The 15,877-nt window shown below is 59.8% G+C and carries 13 protein-coding genes and 1 pseudogene; 7 read left to right on the top strand and 7 right to left on the bottom strand.

Annotated elements, in window-relative coordinates:
- Positions 1-417: 417 nt before the first annotated feature.
- Genes ACYQ47_RS29080 through ACYQ47_RS29070 form a run of 3 tightly spaced genes read left to right on the top strand, consistent with a single transcriptional unit; the run spans position 418 to position 4,339 of the window.
- Positions 418-1,287, top strand: coding sequence for an efflux RND transporter periplasmic adaptor subunit (locus tag ACYQ47_RS29080; RefSeq protein WP_459908144.1), 870 nt, complete (start codon positions 418-420; stop codon positions 1,285-1,287).
- A complete protein-coding gene (locus ACYQ47_RS29075; RefSeq protein WP_459908142.1) occupies positions 1,284-2,888 on the top strand; it encodes an MDR family MFS transporter in 1,605 nt (534 codons plus the stop codon). Before ACYQ47_RS29080 ends, ACYQ47_RS29075 begins: the two co-directional genes overlap by 4 nt.
- Entirely contained in the window at positions 2,885-4,339 is a 1,455-nt protein-coding gene (locus ACYQ47_RS29070) for an efflux transporter outer membrane subunit (RefSeq protein WP_459908140.1), read from the top strand. Before ACYQ47_RS29075 ends, ACYQ47_RS29070 begins: the two co-directional genes overlap by 4 nt.
- A gap of 49 nt (positions 4,340-4,388) precedes the next feature.
- On the opposite strand, the gene ACYQ47_RS29065 is transcribed toward ACYQ47_RS29070, so the two are convergent.
- Entirely contained in the window at positions 4,389-4,547 is a 159-nt protein-coding gene (locus tag ACYQ47_RS29065; RefSeq protein WP_459908138.1) for a hypothetical protein, read from the bottom strand.
- A 130-nt stretch (positions 4,548-4,677) separates the two neighbouring features.
- Positions 4,678-4,890 carry a YgaP family membrane protein gene (locus tag ACYQ47_RS29060; RefSeq protein ID WP_250525807.1) on the bottom strand — a complete coding sequence of 71 codons (213 nt, stop codon included), beginning with the start codon at positions 4,888-4,890 and terminating at the stop codon, positions 4,678-4,680.
- Positions 4,891-5,472: 582 nt separating this feature from the next.
- Here ACYQ47_RS29060 and ACYQ47_RS29055 point away from each other — a divergent pair.
- A pseudogene (locus ACYQ47_RS29055) lies at positions 5,473-5,718 on the top strand (SDR family NAD(P)-dependent oxidoreductase); the annotation flags it as partial.
- A 62-nt stretch (positions 5,719-5,780) separates the two neighbouring features.
- Here ACYQ47_RS29055 and ACYQ47_RS29050 read toward each other — a convergent pair.
- Positions 5,781-7,208, bottom strand: a complete 1,428-nt coding sequence (locus ACYQ47_RS29050) for an ISNCY family transposase (RefSeq protein WP_459909360.1) — start codon at positions 7,206-7,208, stop codon at positions 5,781-5,783.
- A 186-nt stretch (positions 7,209-7,394) separates the two neighbouring features.
- Here ACYQ47_RS29050 and ACYQ47_RS29045 point away from each other — a divergent pair, with 186 nt between their 5' ends.
- On the top strand, positions 7,395-8,426 hold the full coding sequence (locus tag ACYQ47_RS29045) for an IS110 family RNA-guided transposase (protein WP_250470253.1): 1,032 nt from the start codon (positions 7,395-7,397) through the stop codon (positions 8,424-8,426).
- A 348-nt stretch (positions 8,427-8,774) separates the two neighbouring features.
- Here the strand turns inward: ACYQ47_RS29045 and ACYQ47_RS29040 are convergent, their stop codons facing one another.
- The 3 genes from ACYQ47_RS29040 to ACYQ47_RS29030 form a co-directional block, all read right to left on the bottom strand.
- Positions 8,775-10,001, bottom strand: coding sequence for an RNA polymerase sigma factor (locus ACYQ47_RS29040; RefSeq protein WP_459909358.1), 1,227 nt, complete (start codon positions 9,999-10,001; stop codon positions 8,775-8,777).
- 71 nt (positions 10,002-10,072) lie between these two features.
- The gene (locus tag ACYQ47_RS29035; RefSeq protein WP_244827868.1) at positions 10,073-10,471 is read right to left on the bottom strand and encodes a VOC family protein; all 399 of its coding nucleotides are present in this window, start codon (positions 10,469-10,471) and stop codon (positions 10,073-10,075) included.
- A 114-nt stretch (positions 10,472-10,585) separates the two neighbouring features.
- Positions 10,586-10,942 carry a YciI family protein gene (locus tag ACYQ47_RS29030; RefSeq protein ID WP_250464900.1) on the bottom strand — a complete coding sequence of 119 codons (357 nt, stop codon included), beginning with the start codon at positions 10,940-10,942 and terminating at the stop codon, positions 10,586-10,588.
- A gap of 472 nt (positions 10,943-11,414) precedes the next feature.
- Here ACYQ47_RS29030 and ACYQ47_RS29025 point away from each other — a divergent pair, with 472 nt between their 5' ends.
- The gene (locus ACYQ47_RS29025; protein WP_459908134.1) at positions 11,415-13,367 is read left to right on the top strand and encodes a hypothetical protein; all 1,953 of its coding nucleotides are present in this window, start codon (positions 11,415-11,417) and stop codon (positions 13,365-13,367) included.
- 327 nt (positions 13,368-13,694) lie between these two features.
- A complete protein-coding gene (locus tag ACYQ47_RS29020) occupies positions 13,695-14,075 on the top strand; it encodes a DUF2917 domain-containing protein (RefSeq protein WP_244827871.1) in 381 nt (126 codons plus the stop codon).
- Positions 14,076-14,109: 34 nt separating this feature from the next.
- Here the strand turns inward: ACYQ47_RS29020 and ACYQ47_RS29015 are convergent, their stop codons facing one another.
- A complete protein-coding gene (locus tag ACYQ47_RS29015; RefSeq protein ID WP_459908132.1) occupies positions 14,110-15,738 on the bottom strand; it encodes a tannase/feruloyl esterase family alpha/beta hydrolase in 1,629 nt (542 codons plus the stop codon).
- Between the last annotated feature and the right edge of the window lie 139 nt (positions 15,739-15,877).

Genomic DNA, 15,877 nt, shown 5'->3' with positions numbered 1-15,877 from the left:
TCCGAGATATCCATGTCCGGCGCCTTTAGGCCGCACCGCCAAGTACGCGACACGCGCCAGCAATCGACACCGTTGCTTTAGCAGTCTTAGCTTACTTTTTCTTCGGATAATCAGACATATTCAACGGTGCTCGAAAATCACAACTAGAAATGTCCTAATCAACATCTATCGCTTCCCCCTATTAAAACCCTGTCCGTGCCGAATAAGAATTAAGCCGTCGAATTTAAATCAACGTGATTCGAGAGCAGGCGCGACTCGCCGACAACAGTGTAAGAACTGTAGTCCTCGCAAGTGACGCGATGGATTTCAGACGCTAAACAAAACGCGCATGGAAGGTCGATTTTTTGAGCGCGCACCAGTCCATTTATCCGAACAGATCTCATTAAAGAAAATCAACGAGTGAGCGCCGGGGACCTGATGATCCAACTCGACAAATCCGATCAGGAAATCAAGGTCCGCGAGGTCCAGGCCCTGTTCGTGGAAATCGATGCGCAAAGCAAGCAGGTCGAAGCACAAATCCGGAAGTCGACCGCCGAGGTCCAATCGGCCAGGGCAGAGGTCGAGCGCGCCGAGGCACAAGCACGCCGGGCGCGCACCGATGCGGCGCGCTACAAGACCGTGTTCACCGAGGAAATGCGGGCGGTGTCAAGGCAAGAGCTGGATAATGCGGTGGCCGCCGCCGACGTGGCTGCCGCCGAGCTGCTCGAAAAGAAGGAACGACAATCCGCGGCGCAGGCCGGCATGGCTTCGGCCGTCGCGTCGAGAGACATCCTGCTCGCCAAGAAAAGTGGGCTGCTCGTTCAACTTCAGGACGCGCAACTTCAACTGAGCTATAACGACATCCACGCGCCAGTCAGCGGCGTCGTAGGCAGGAAGAACGTGGAGGTCGGATCCCGGATCGCGCTAGGTCAGCAGGTGCTTGCCATCGTGCAGGACCATGTGTGGGTCAATGCAAATTTCAAGGAAACCCAGCTTGGCCAACTAGTGCCGGGGCAGACTGCGACCGTTCACGTGGATGCCTTTCCGGCGCACGATTTCGTTGGGCATATCGAGAGCTTCTCGCCCGCGTCCGGCAATCAGTTCGCGCTGCTGCCGCCGGACAACGCAACCGGTAACTTCACCAAGATCGTTCAGCGCGTTCCCGTGCGAATTGCGCTGGAGCCGGCCTCCGTCGATGCCTACAAGTCGCGTCTTGCGCCGGGCATGTCCGCAGTCGTGGAGATTGATCTTCGGCAGGGTCGCCCCGCGCATCCTGCCGCAGTAGCCAGCCATCAAGGGCGCTCATGAAGACCGTCGGCACCGATATGTTCCAAAGCGGCCCCGGCAAGCCGTCATCACCAGACCCGCTTACCGACGATGCGGCCTTGCGTCGGACGTGGGTGGCGGTCTCCGCCGCGATTCTCGGCGTATTCATGTCCATTCTGGACATCCAGATCACCAATGCCTCGCTCAAGGACATCTTCGGCTCGCTGTCCGCCACACAGGACGAAGGCTCGTGGATGTCCACCGCCTATCTGGCGGCCGAGGTGACGGTCATTCCGGTGACGGCCTTTTTCATGACCGTTCTTGGTCTCCGTATGTACATGCTGGCCAGCGGATTTTTTTTCCTCGTGTTTTCCACCTTGTGTGGCTATGCGTGGAATCTGGAAAGCATGATCGTCTTTCGCATGCTGCAGGGCCTTGCGGGCGGCGCGCTGATTCCGATGGCCATGACGCTGCTGTTGACGCGCCTTCCGCCGGCCAGCCGCCCGACCGGCCTTGCGTGGCTGATGCTTTCCACCACCTTGGCGCCGGCCTTCGGTCCGACCATCGGCGGCGTGCTCACGAGTATGTATGGCTGGCCGTCGATCTTTTTCATCAACTGGGGGCCGGGCATCCTGTTGCTGATTGGCCTTGCCCACGGGCTCGACCACGATGCGGGCAAGGCTGGTGCGCTCCGGCAAGCCGACTGGGTGTCCATCGCGACAATGACGGTGGGGCTGGTCTCGCTGATCGTCTTCCTCGAAGAAGGCAACACGCGCGACTGGTTCGACTCGCGCTTCGTTCAGGTCTTCTTCGGGCTGGCGCTGGTGAACCTGAGCATCTGGATATACAGGATGTTCTCGCGCACGAGCCCTTACGTGAACCTGCGACTCTACGCGCGCCGGAATTTCGGCGTGTCGTCCATCGTCGGCGCCACGAGCGGCATGGCGCTGTACGGGTCGACATTTCTGCTGCCGTTGTTCCTCTCGCAGATCGCGGGCTACAACTCCTTTCAGATAGGCCTGGTCATCATGTGGATGGGGCTGCCACAAATATTCCTGATGCCTGTCGTGGCTAGGTTCGCAAAAGTCTACGACAACCGTCTAATCTGCGCGCTGGGTCTGATTCTGTTCGCCGTATCGTCGTTTATGAACACCAACATGACGGCGGACACTATGCGCGACCAATTAGTGGCCTCGCAACTGTTCAGAGGTCTGGGTCAGCCGATGATCGTGTTGACCTTGTCCAATTTCGCCACGGCCCGGATGGAACTGACCAACATGTCCTCGGCGTCCAGCCTGTTCAATATGTCGCGAATACTGGGTGGCGCCGTCGGGACCGCCATTCTCGCGACATTACTCACTACGCGGGAGAAATACCATTCGATGCGGCTTGGTGAATCGGTTTCTTTTTTTTCGAACAGTGTGGTCGAGCGAATCGGGCGTTTGTCGTCCGGCTTTCTGCAAAGCGATGCGGACTCGTCCAGTGCGACCAATCAGGCTTTCGCGGCGATTTCGCATGTTGTGCGCCGGGAGGCGTACGTCATGGCCTATAACGACTGTTTTTTCGTCCTGGGTGTCGTGTTGAGTGCGTCGGCCGTGGTCATCTGGCTGGCAGATAGAGTGGTTTCTGGAACGGGAAAATGAGCATCCGCAAGAACAAGTATCGGCTTCTTTTGTTGACGCTCGCGTTGTCGCAGGCGGGTTGTTCCACGGGTCCGCTGACTCCCATCGAAGGACCTGTCAACGCGCCGCAGCAGTTCAAGGGTGACTTCAACGGCGAGCGTATTCAGGGCAAGTGGTGGGAAAATTATCACGACCCAGTCCTCAACCAGCTCGTGAAAACGAGCTTGCGGGACAATCCCAATCTGGGTGTCGTTTATGCCCGATTGCGTGCTGCCCGCGAACAGGTCAATGCCGTCTCGTCCACATCACTACCGCGTCTTGATGCCGACGCCGGCATTGGCTACGCTCGCACTTCGCCCAATACCCCGTTCGGCCTAGCGCTTGGGCAGCAATCGATCAAAGGCAGCCAGTATTCGATCGAAACCAGAGCCTCCTGGGAACCGGACCTGTGGGGACGCGTGGCCAATGCCGTGAAGGCAGCCAATACCCGGGTCGAGTTGGCGAAGATCGACATCGATTCGTACATGTTGATTCTCTGTTCCGAAGTGGTTCAGTTTTATTGGCAGATGCGCTCGGCGGAGGCGGATCTGGCATTCCTGCAAGCTGTTCAGCGCTCACATGCCGAAACTGTTGGCCTGCTGACAACGCGCTATCGCGGTGGATTGGAGGGAGAACTCGACTTGGCCCGGGCCCGCGCCGAACTGGCGAACTCCACGGCCGACATGGAAGAAGCGCGCAAGCGGCGCGAGTTGAACGAGCACAGCCTCGCTACTCTGACCGCGCGGCCGGTGGCGGAGTTTTCCGTGCCGGCGATTCATCACGACGAGGCCACCGCCGACTGGCTTCCGCCACCGCCGCCGCGTATGGCTCCTGGCGCGCCCGCGACGATCCTTTCGCGACGTCCTGATCTGGCAGCGAGTGCGCAGGACATCCGGGCGGCGATTGCCGATCGAAACATCGCTGAAACGGCGTTTTACCCGACGATCAAACTGACGGGAGATTTTGGATTCGCGTCCAGGGATCTTGGTTCGCTGCTCAGCGGTCAACAGTTGTCGTTCGGCCCGCTGGCCATCTCCTTGCCGATTTTTGACGGCGGCAGGAACAAGGCAAACCTCGCGGCGGCGGATGCGCGCTACCAAGAGGCTGTGGCATCGCACAAGAGCAAGCTGTTGCTGGCGCTGAAAGAAGTCGACGATGCGCTGACTGAAATCGCGACGAACGAAACCGCTGTGACGGGACGACAGCAAGCGCTCGATGCTGCCAGACGAGCAATTGCAGTCGCCAAGGCCCGTCAGAAGAGTGGCTTGACCAACTACCTGGATGTGCTGGAGTCGGAGCGCACGATGCTGACCATCGAACGAGCCAGCCTGCAAAACCGCATGCGGGCGCTCGTCGCTAGCGTCGAACTAGTGCGTGCGGTAGGCGGGGGCTGGGACGCAGGGAGTGCGGTAACTCCCGGCCAGTTGGAGTGATGGCGTCGCCAGGATGCGCGTTGATGCGCCTCCTGGCGACGCGACGCTTCTACGACGATGCCAACGGCTTCGCCTTCTGGGCGGCGATCTTCTCCACAAGACCTGCGAGCCAGCACATGGGACACCCCTTGAGCAGGAAGAGGGCGGTGACAAAGCAAACCATGGAAAACAGCTTCACTGCCAAGGCGGAAAAAATCAGGAAATACATGCCCGCGCCGATGAGAAGGAGCGCTAGAACTCCCCTCAACAGATGAATGGTGATAGATCGACTGCAATACATGGATGCCTCCGAAATGAGTGTTGTCGATGCGTCTTCGGGAAGATTCGAACGGAGTTCGTTATCCCTTAAGTCTTCGGCCTACCATCGCGCACATTGGACAAAAACCGACGAAACCCATCACGACGAACGACACGCCCGCAACGACAAGCAGCCACTTGAGCCACGGCTCCATAGGGATGACGAACGCGACGATGGCGACAGCCACGCCAACGCAGGTTCGAAGGGCACGCTCCCACAGAGGCAGGTTTTTCTGAAAAAAAAGTGCAGACATATGCGTTTGTTCTCTTGTTCGATTAATGAGTTAAGACGGCAAGCTTTCTGTTGAGATGTGTGCGAAAAAGCTAAATTGAAGCTATCTTGAGCAGCTGATTCTGCGCCGATGGGAATACTTGCGCTCGCAAGAAATACATTTGCCACTTGCCAGCAAATCCGCTTGAAATTCGTTATGCGAAGCAAATATTAAATGCTAAGGATATGCGTCATACACGAACGATGTCAATGAGTTGATCGCGATCTTATTATGAGATAAAAAATGATTAGGTATTCTTATATACGTCATTTTTATCGATAGGAAAGGGAGGTTGCCGGGACGCACGCGAACTCGGCGATTCGCGGATTTTCACCGCCTGTGTTGTCGCCGATGTTTGCTTTAGTCAAGGCAAGGCAACGCACGCGTCGCCGACGTTGCGCTTAACTCGAGAAATGCTCGTTAGCATCAGGCGGCAATCGGCCACCTAAACTCTTTGCCGAGATAAAAAACGTCAGGCAGGTCAAAGGACGATCTACCCTATAGCTTTTTCAATTCCCGGATTGTGTCGCAGCAAGTTCGGAAGAGGTCGGGTCGGCCTTAAGCCACGTCATCAACATTTCATCGATTGGCGGCTAACGGGCGGCGGCCGGTTCGGTCGTGTATTCATCGACAAAGTTCGCGGTCGAAGGCATCACAGAAGCCATGCATGCCAGATTGGAGCCGCTGGACAGTCACACGACGGTGGTCGAGTTGGGCTATCTCCGCCCGGAGTTTCTTGATACGTCCTCGCTGCTCGCCACGCCCGACGTGATCGATAAGTACTACGAAACCCCGGGCGCAGTTCGACGCACGACATTAGAATATGCGCGCTACACGCATGTCGAGGCCAATTTGAAATGTCCGATATCCGGCTAAATTGAAATGTCCGGTTTGGGGTCGGTTCCTGCTTCCAAAGAAGACAGTTTCCCCACCGAGGCTGCCCGCATTTCGGCACTTCTGAGCATCATCGCGTTCAGGTCGATCTGCTTGAGTTCGCGTTGCTTGCGCGTGTTGTTGGCGCGCATCTTCGGGCGCACCTCTTCGCCCCGATTGGTGCGTGAGGGCGCTGACTTGATAGGGCGATTGTCGCGCTCCATCTGCACCTGCCTCGACAGCGCAAGGACGTGTCCAAGACGCTTGTTGTCGACCTCAGCGCCCTGGTCGACATGGGACAGGCGATCATAACGTCGACAGGGCAACGCCGCGCCATTCGCCCAAATCTCGATGCGCCCGTCCGGGTACTCGTACACATCGAGATAGCGATGGATCAAGGCGCGCGTCGCCGGCGAATCTTCAAGCAGGTACATCACGCGATCGTATTGCACCGTCAGCGAGGCCGAGACGCAACGAGATTCGCGTGCCGTCAGAATCGAATCGAGATCCTCGTCGGCACGCACCGGACGATGCGCGTCAAAGTCGCTCTTCGCGCGCTTGCCGAAACGGTCGTTGAAGTCGGCGATGAAGTGGGGCGCATAAGCATTCGCGGCCTCCCACGTGTCGATCTCGCGCAGCCGCAATTCCTTGACGAGCCGATCCTGCAAGGTCAAGTTGGCACGCTCCACGCGCCCCTTCGCCTGACTGCTGTTGGCGCACAGGGTCTCGACGTTGAGCTCGTACAAGGCCCGGCCAAACTGCGTGACCCCCTTGTCAGCCTTGCGCGAGCCCCGGTTGAGCGAGAACACACTGGCTTTATCGCTATACAGCGCCAAGGGCTTGCCGTGCTGCTCGATGTAGCGGCGCGTTGCCTCGAAATAACTGAAGGTCGATTCGGTGGCCGTGAAGTGCAGGGTCATCAGACGGCTGGTGGCATCGTCGATGAACACCAGCAGCGTGCACGCCGGCGCGCGATCTTCGAACCAGCGATGATCGCTGCCATCGATCTGGATCAGCTCGCCATAGCACGAGCGACGGTTGCGCGGCTGATGGATCCTTGGAGGACGCTGTCGACGTGGCGTCCAGAGTCCGGCGCCGATCATGAGCCGCCGAACGGTTTCCTTGGCCAGCCGAATGTCATGACACTCGCGCAGCTTCTCGCAGGCAAGCGTCGGGCCAAAATCGCTATAGCGCTCTTTGACGATGGCCACGGCCCGGACCGCCAAGCCCGCGTCGACACGATGATTGCCCGTTTGACCGCGCTTGCCGGAAACCAGGCCCGGCGCGCCTTGTTCGCGTAACCGCGCACTGAGACGCCGCACCTGTCGTGTACTCAGTCCAAGTCGCTCGGCGGCCCGCCACGGTTTGAGCAGTCCGTCGACCACTGACTGAATCACTTTGAATCGGTCCAACTCGCGCATCGACATGGTAATCGTGTCCGTTGCAGCCATCGCGGTCTCCTGCGCCGCAGCATCGGCGCGGGGTAAGCTTAGGCGGCTCGAAGCGGACATTTGAATCTGGCTAAAAGCAATGGGATGGACTCCTCCTCACCCCGCGGGAACAGGGCGCATGATTGCAGTTGTCTTCAACCGGTCAATCAGGAGGAACACAAGATGGACATCATTCGCGTCGGGATCGATCTCGCAAAAAATGTCTTTCAAGTTCACGGCGTGGATCGACGCGAGAAGACGGTCTGGCGTCGCAAGCTTGCACGCGATGAATGGCTGGATATCCTGCGCAAAACGGTTCCCCTGCATGCACAGATCGGAATGGAGGCGTGTGGCGGGGCTCACTATTGGGCACGGCGTCTCCAGATGCTTGGATATACGGTCAAGCTTATCGCTCCGCAGTTCGTGAAGCCGTACGTCAAGAGCAATAAGAACGACGCCAACGATGCTGAAGCTATCTGTGAAGCGATAAGTCGGCCTGGCATGCGTTTCGTCTCCGTCAAGACGGTCGGGCAACAAGACGTGCAGGCAGCTCACCGGGTGCGCACTGGACTGATGGAGCAACGAACCGCGAAAGCAAACCAGATTCGTGGCTTGGCCTCCGAGTACGGTCTCGTGGCTCCCAAACAGATACTTCAGCTACGACGCGCAGTTCCTGTTTGGCTCGAAGATACCAACTGCGGTCTGAGTGATCGTTTCCGTCGACTGCTCACGGGGATCTGGGAAGACCTGCGCTCACTGGACGATCGGATAGCACAACTAGACCGCGAAATCACTGCCATCGCGGCATCTGATCCCGTAGCGGTGCGTCTGCAGCAGTTGCGTGGCGTCGGTCCGATGGTCGCCACGGCCTTGTTGGCCGCAGTGGGCGATGCCAGGCAATTTGCCAATGGACGACAGATGGCTGCATCGCTGGGGTTGACGCCCAAGCAGAACAGTTCAGGCGGCAAGGAACGGCTTCTCGGAATCAGTAAGAGAGGCGATTCTTATGTGCGTTGCCTCTTGATTCACGGCGCTCGAGCGATGATCCAGATGGCCAAACGCAGGACTGATGCGCTAAGTCTCTGGGTCATGCGTATTGCGGCAAGCCGGCATCCCAACGTTGCCGCGGTCGCCTTGGCGAACAAGACTACGAGGATCGCGTGGGCGATGATCACACGGCAAACAGATTACCAGCCAAGGCTGGCTGCGCAGTAAAGTCGTTCGCGACTAGCGATACCTTCTTAAGATTGCAAAACAAGCCGCATGATGGCCAACAGGTCGAACCGGCGCTGATCGAACCCGCTAATGTCCGGGGCTTCGAGCCCGTAAAAGCGATTGGGAATCAGCGCGCGAATAGCCCATCAGGGTCCGCTGCCTCATTGAGGCGCAGCTTCATGAGACCGGATATACGTGAGCGATCGATACTAGGGCTGACACGCGGAGTGTTTGCAAACGAGGAGGAGTCCATATACGGACATTACAATCTAGCCGCTACAAACATAAACTGCGCTAATTTATCTTATGTAAACTCAAAGATTAGACACAGCAACCACGACCCCAACATCACCCCATTTCCTCCGCCCGCCTCAAAAGAAACGCCTGCTCCCGAGCATTCCTGGTCAACGCAGCCGCACGCGCGAACTCCTCGCGCGCTTCGTCTTTGCGTCCCAACTTTGCCAGCAAATCCGCACGCACACTCGGCAACCAGGGATAAGTCCTGAGCGCTGGCTCCTTACGCAAATCATCGACGATATCGAGCGCAGCCTGCGGCCCATAAGCCATGCTCACCGCGACCGCGCGATTCAGCTCGACCACCGGCGTGGGCGCCGTTTGCATGAGCGCGTCGTATAACGCGACGATCATCAGCCAGTCAGTCGCGTCGGCGCTCGGTGCGCGCGCGTGACACGCGGCAAGCGCCGCCTGAAGCGCATACACGCCGCGTGCGCCGCCCAGGGTCTCCGAGCGCTGCAAGGCCGTCAACCCGCGACGAATCAAAAGCGGGTCCCAGCGGCTGCGGTCCTGATCGGGCAGCAAAATCGGCCGTCCCTGGGCATCGACACGCGCCTTCGTGCGCGACGCCTGAATCTCCATCAACGCGACGAGGCCGTGAACTTCGCTCTCCGTGGGCATCAGCTCGGCGAGAATGCGTCCGAGACGCAGTGCGTCTTCACAGAGCGCGGGGCGCATCCAGTCGTCGCCGGCGGTCGCTGAATAACCTTCGTTGAAAATTAAATAGATGACTTCGAGCACCGACGCAAGCCGCGCCGCCCGCGCGTCCGCCTGCGGCACCTCGAACGGCACGCGCGCCGCCGTCAGCGTGCGCTTCGCGCGCACGATCCGCTGCGCGATGGTCGGCTCCGGCACCAGAAACGCGCGCGCGATTTCATCCGTCGTCAAGCCGCCGAGCAGGCGCAAGGTCAGCGCGGCGCGGGCATCGACGGAAAGAACGGGGTGACACGCCGTGAAAATCAGCCGTAGAAGATCATCGCCGATGTCGTCTTCGCGGGCCGCGTCGAGGGCATCGACGAAATCGGGCGTGATGTGCATCTCCTGGGCGTCGAGATCGCGGCCCAGTTCCTCGTGCTTGCGCGCGTGCAGCGTGTGCTGCCGCAGCCGGTCGAGCGCCCTGTTCTTCGCTGTCGTCATGAGCCACGCTCCCGGCTTGTCCGGCACGCCCGCATCGGTCCAATGCTCGAGCGCCGCGACTAACGCGTCCTGCGCGAGTTCCTCGGCAAGCGCGACGTCGCGCACCACGCGGGCCACGCTCGCAATCACTTTCGCCGATTCCATTCGCCACACCGCGTCGATAGTCTTGCGCGTCGCGATCGACTGCGCCGCCCGCCCGGCGTCCGAACGCTCGCTCACGCCGCTTCCGGATTCATATGCACGAGTTCCCAGATGTGACCGTCCAGATCCTCGAAGCCGTGGCCATACATGAAGCCGTGATCCTGCGGTTCGCGCGGCGCCCGCCCGCCCGCTTTCAACGCCTTCGCGACGAGGTCGTCCACTTCCGCCCTGCTCTCGCACGAAAGACACACGAGCGTTTCGGTGGCCTCGTGCGCATCGACGATCGCCTTTGCGGTGAAGGTCTGGAAGAACTTCTCGACGAGCAGCATCGCGAAGATGTTTTCGCCGATAACGAGGCACGCGGCGTCGTCATTGGTAAAAGCCGGGTTGAACGAGAGGCCGAGTTCCTTGAAGAAGGTCATCGAGCGCTTCAGATCGCGCACGGGCAAGTTGACGAAAATCTGTTGATGCATGGCGTAAGGCTCCGACGCTAATGGAAAGACGAGCGAAATTGCCGGCTTCATTGGGACGACGTTCGACGCGCCCGCCGATCGACAGGAAATCACCCGGGAGCAGCGAAACTCGCCTCAGAGATAGCACGGCCCGACTTTGCGGACCTCGATCGTGCACCACGCGGCCGCCGGGCACGTTGCGGCAATTTCAACTGCTTCGGCGTGCGTTTCGCAATCGAGCAGGAAAAATCCGCCGATCATTTCTTTTGCCTCGGCGAACGGTCCGTCGATGATTCTCGCGTCATCCGCCGATGCCCGCGAAACCCGCGACGCATCCTTGAGCGAAGTCAGCGACTCGCATGCGCGCAAAACGCCACGCGCTTTCAGGCCGTCGGCGAACTCTCCCATCTGCCGATACGCCTCGCGCCCCTCTTCCGGCGTGCGTTGGCTGCGTTGCTCCACGGGCTCGATCACAAGTAGCAGATAAGCCACATCCACCTCCACGAAAAGTTTTTTAGCGTCGCTCAAGTTAAACCGTCGTGGCGCTATCGGCAAGGCTGGCGTGGGTTTGCCATGCGAATTCAAGCAAAAATCTATCCTCATACGTAACATTTTGTTACTCAGTATTACTCAACGCTATTCAATCCATCGAGTAGTATTTGCTTCCGACGAGTCGGAAATGTCTTAGAAATGAGCAATAGTTACCTTGCATCGATTTCTTCTCATCATTAGTTCCAGCAGACCACCCGCTTTTCGTCACCCTTCTATCTCGCGATATCGAGCGATATAGCAAACGTTTGCGCGTTCAACCGTTCGTGTAGCAAAAGCGGGATGCGTGCATGTCGAAGCCGGTTGGATGGCGTATCAGAACCCAGCCCGCCTGTCGAAAACCAGATGCTTTTTGCATCGCTGGGCGTAATCGAAATAACGCCTGGTTTTATCTGCGCTTATGCGTTTTGAATCGATGACCAAAAGTCCTTTCCTGCTTTCGACGCTCGTTCTCGCTCTTGCCGGTTGCGGCGGCAGCGACGGCGGTTCTCCCGCCTCCACGAGCGCGGCTAGCGCCGGCCCCGCCGGCGTGGCAAACGCCTCCGCCGCCTCCGGCTCCGAAGCCGATGCCACCGAACAAGCGGTTGCCAAGGCTGCCTCGAATTTGCGTCTGACGTGTGCTTCGCCGGCGGTGTCGTCGGCATCGGCCGGCAACGGCAAGATCACCGTCGATACCCCCGGAGGCGACGGTTCGCGCATGTTCGCGATCAACGCCAAGTTCAAGGTCGCCGTCACCACGCGCGCCGGCAGCGCCGATACGCTCAAGTGGACTATCGCCGATGCGCTCGGCAAGACGGTCGCGAGCGGCAGTTTCGCGGTGCCTTCCGTTGCAACGACCACCACCCTCACCTGCTCGTCCACGCTCGCCGGCTACTTTGCCGCGTCCGCGACGCTCGCCAATGGCGGCGGCCAGGTGCAAACCTCGGGCACGCGTCCGAATGGCTTCGCGAGCTTCGGCGTGACGCCGGATCTGAGCGGCACGATTCCGGCCGTGACCTACACGAAGCAGGAACAACATCGCTTCGGCATGCAAGGCTTCAACGACAACGGCGTCATGCTGTCGGCGCTCGGCATTTCCTCGACTATCGACGATCGTCAGATGTCGGTGATGGAACCGAACGGCCGCAACACCTTCAACCCGAGCGCGAACAACCTCGATCCGTTCTACACGTCGGGCAAGGTCATGCGTCTCGTGCGGCTCGACGGCATTCCCGGCTGGGCAAGCGGTCACGGCCTGAGCCCGGACTACGGCTATGCGCCGGCCGATCTCGGCTACTTCTCGAACTACCTGTCGCGCGTCGGTCAGGAAACCGAGGCGATTCGCCAGAAGTACTATCCGACGATGTCGTCGAACTACTATCAGGTGACGTGGGAGCCGTACATCCTGTGGAAAGACACGGATGCCAACTTCGTCGCGCTCTACAAGGCCGCGTATCAGGGCCTGCATGCGAAAGATCCGCACGCGGTCGTGATGGGCCCGGCCGAGCCGTTCCCGTCGCTGACGACGGATCGCCTCAAGCGCCTCGCGCCCTTGGGTTACGCGCAATATATCGACGGCATCGCGACGCACGGTTATTACGATGCGGGCACGTCGCCCTCGCATCCGCCGGAGCGTCATCACACGGACCCGGACCCCGCCGATGCCGCGAATTCGCTGCTCAACGAGATGCGCAACCTGCGCGCGGAGATGGCGAAGGAATACAAGCCGAACATGAAGCTGTTCGTGACGGAAACGGGTATCAGCTATGACATCGGTTCGAGCTATGGCCCGAACTATCCGTCGCCGAACATTCTGTACGCACAGGGCGCGGTGGTGGCGCGTACGCATATCATCATGCTCGGCGAAGGCGCGGATCAAACCTATGTCTTCTTCGGCCCGGACTTCCCGGGCGAACCTGGCTACGGCACGTTCTTCGACCTCGACAATCCGCAAGCGGCATTCGGCACGACGAACATCAGCCCGAAGCCGGCCGCGATGCAAGTCGCCACGATGACCCGCGTGCTCGACGGCACGGTGACGCTCGGTCCGGTCAAGAACCTGCCGGCCGGCGTGTACGCCTATCAATTCCAGCAGCTTGGCAGCGGCAAGATCATCACCGCGTTGTGGACGCATAACAATGCAGTGTGGCCCGCGGCCGACGGCACCTTTAGTTCGAGCTACAACACCTCGTACAAGCTGCAGGTAGGTGTGCCTGGCACGGCGGGCACGGTGGCGTTGATCGATCCGATGGGCAACGTGTCGAGCGCACCGTACAACAACGGCGGCATCACGCTCACGCTGACCGAGTCGCCGCGTTATATCGTGTCGACGCTGGCGGACATCGCGAAGAACAATACGACGAAGCCGCTGGGTTATAGCGGCAACTAAGCGCGATCGAGATACTCGAACGAAGAGAACCCGTACCGTGGCAACGCGGTCCGGGTTTTTTATGACTTTGAAAATCCTGTCTCGATATTGACAGCGCGCCTGGTTCCAACTGATACTCCATTCCATGCACGCAGACCTCGTCCTCGCCATCGCCGCGATTAAAAACCCAATGAACGCCATTAAGCATGGCGGGTCATCGGGAGAACGTGTGCGCTAGCAGCCAAGGCTCAAGCAGACAAGTTGGTTCCGAAGGCCCCGCCGAAAGACGGGGCCTTTTGTTTGATGCGTGCTGGCCTTCCGTCTTCGGCTTACAACATGGAGAGCGAGATGGAAGAAGGTTCGGAAGTGCTACAACGCGGCGTGTTGCACGGCGTGGCAGCGGGCAAGCTGGATGCGAGCGGCGCACGCGTGGTGGTGTACGTCGAAGTCGCGCCGCATCAGACGGTGTCGTGGCGTCTTGCACGCGATGCCGACTTGCGTATCGCCGATGCATCCGTGTGGCTCACGCGTCATCAGGATCCCTACGATTACTGGATGAAGCCCGGCGATATCGTGCGCCTGAAGCGCGGCGAACGCGTGTGGTTGTCGTCGGAGAGCGAGCACGCGGTCGAGGTATCGCTGACGTCGTATCGCAAGAATAAGGCGCGCACTTGGGCGCGGATTCTCGCGCGCTTCATGCCGCGCGCCGCGAACGCGACCAGCTTCTGAGCGTGCGCTCAAGACGGGCGCTCAAGGCAGGCATTCAAGGCAAGACACAGCGAAAGTTCGCCGCGACATTGATGCTGCCCTTACCCAGGTAACGCGGATAGCCGGGGTAACGGCAGATCGGCCGCGTGCGTCCGTTGGTGGCCGGCGCAATGTCGCTGCCGATGAGCGTCTCGGGCGCCGTGCCATTCGTGACCCACTCGTCGAGCGCGCCCAGTTCGTCCCATGCGGGAATGAACACGCCGTTGCCATGCTGAAAACCCGGCACCATGTAAAGCCGCATGAAGGAATCGACGCTGTCTTGGCCGTACTTGTCGATGAGCTCGTTGAAGAACGCGATGGTCTGGTTCGGGCTGATGACTTCGTCGGAGAGTCCGTGCATTGCAATCAGCTTGCCGCCGTGCGCGATGAATGCCGCGAAGTCCGGGTTCATCGCGCCGACCGTGTAGGCGAGCGTGATGAGCCGTTGCTTGTAGCGCGCGGGATCGTTCAGGTCGAAATTGAGCGAGTTGAACGAGAGATCGCGCGTGACGAAGTGGCGGATATACGCGTCGCCTTGCGCGAAGAGATAGCCATTGGCGCCGAAGGTTGGCGGCGAAAGCAGCGTGGGTGAATCGCCGAGACCGAGCGTGCCGGAGAAATCGACGCCCTGAAACACGTTGTAGCCCGGATAAGTATCGACGTTATACGCGAGCGGATACGGCAGCTTCAGGCCATCGCGCAGGAGTTCGAGCGTCTCGATCTGCGCGTCGGAAAGACAACTGTCGCGCAGTGAAGGCCGCTGCCCGTTCGCGCAGCGCAACGACGCGATGATCTGCGGCTCGAGCTTCCGGCAAGCTTCCACATTGCCGACAATGCCATCGGCCGCGCCGTCGAGCTTGTCGCACTCATGCACGACCGTTTCGAACAACCGCCGCTGCTGCGCGAGGCCGACGAATCCGCCCGGCTTGGCATAGGACGCCTGCCCGACTTTCACGCCCATCAGCCGCACGCCCGAGAAGTTGATAGCCGGCGCATTGGCGATCACGCCGTCGTAATCGTTCGGAAAGCGTTCGATGACCGTGAAGCCTTCGCGTCCGCCGGTCGAGCCGCCCGCGAAGTACGTCTTCTCCGGCGAACGTCCGTAGCCCATCTGGATGAGCGCGAGCGCGACATCGCGGGTCTTCTTGAGATGCGCGAAGCCGAAGTTGACGATGGCTTCGTCGTTCACGGCGAAGTCCGCGCGCCCCGCGTTGCCCGAGTGCCCCGAGTCGGAGCCGAAGGTCGCATAGCCGCGCGCGAGCGGCGTCGAGTCGGGCGCGAAAGGCATGGGTTCGGTGCCGGAGACGAGCGTGCCGTTATAGCCGCCGCCGCCCATCTGCAACGCGCGGCCGTTCCATCGGCTTGGCAGATTCACTTCGAAGCGGATGTCGGGCGTGTTGTCCTGGATTGCCCGGATGATGCCCGTGACGCGGCAATACTCGCCGTTGCGATTGCCCGGCGCGGCGGCCTTCGTCACCGACGCGCTCTCGATCAGCGCGCCGCGCGTCGGCAGACCGATGATCGATGCGGGCACCGTCTTGCCACCGAGGTCTTCGCAATGCTTCGTGAGATACGTGGCGGCATGCGCGCCCGCAAACGGCAAGACGAGCGCCAAGAAGACGAGCAACTGCCGCCATGTCCTCATGGACAGGCCCGCGAGACAGCTAGATGAAAGACAGCAAAGACGTGACACGAGATGGGTTGGCCGCTTCGAACGCCGCTCAATATATAAGAAGCGATCGGCGAAGGCCAATCGCACCGGCTGCACGTTGTTGCGGCACAAC

It is taken from the genome of Caballeronia sp. HLA56, from assembly GCF_054655155.1.
The sequence above is the reverse complement of the archived record's forward strand: the minus strand, read 5'-3'. Positions and strand labels throughout refer to the sequence as shown.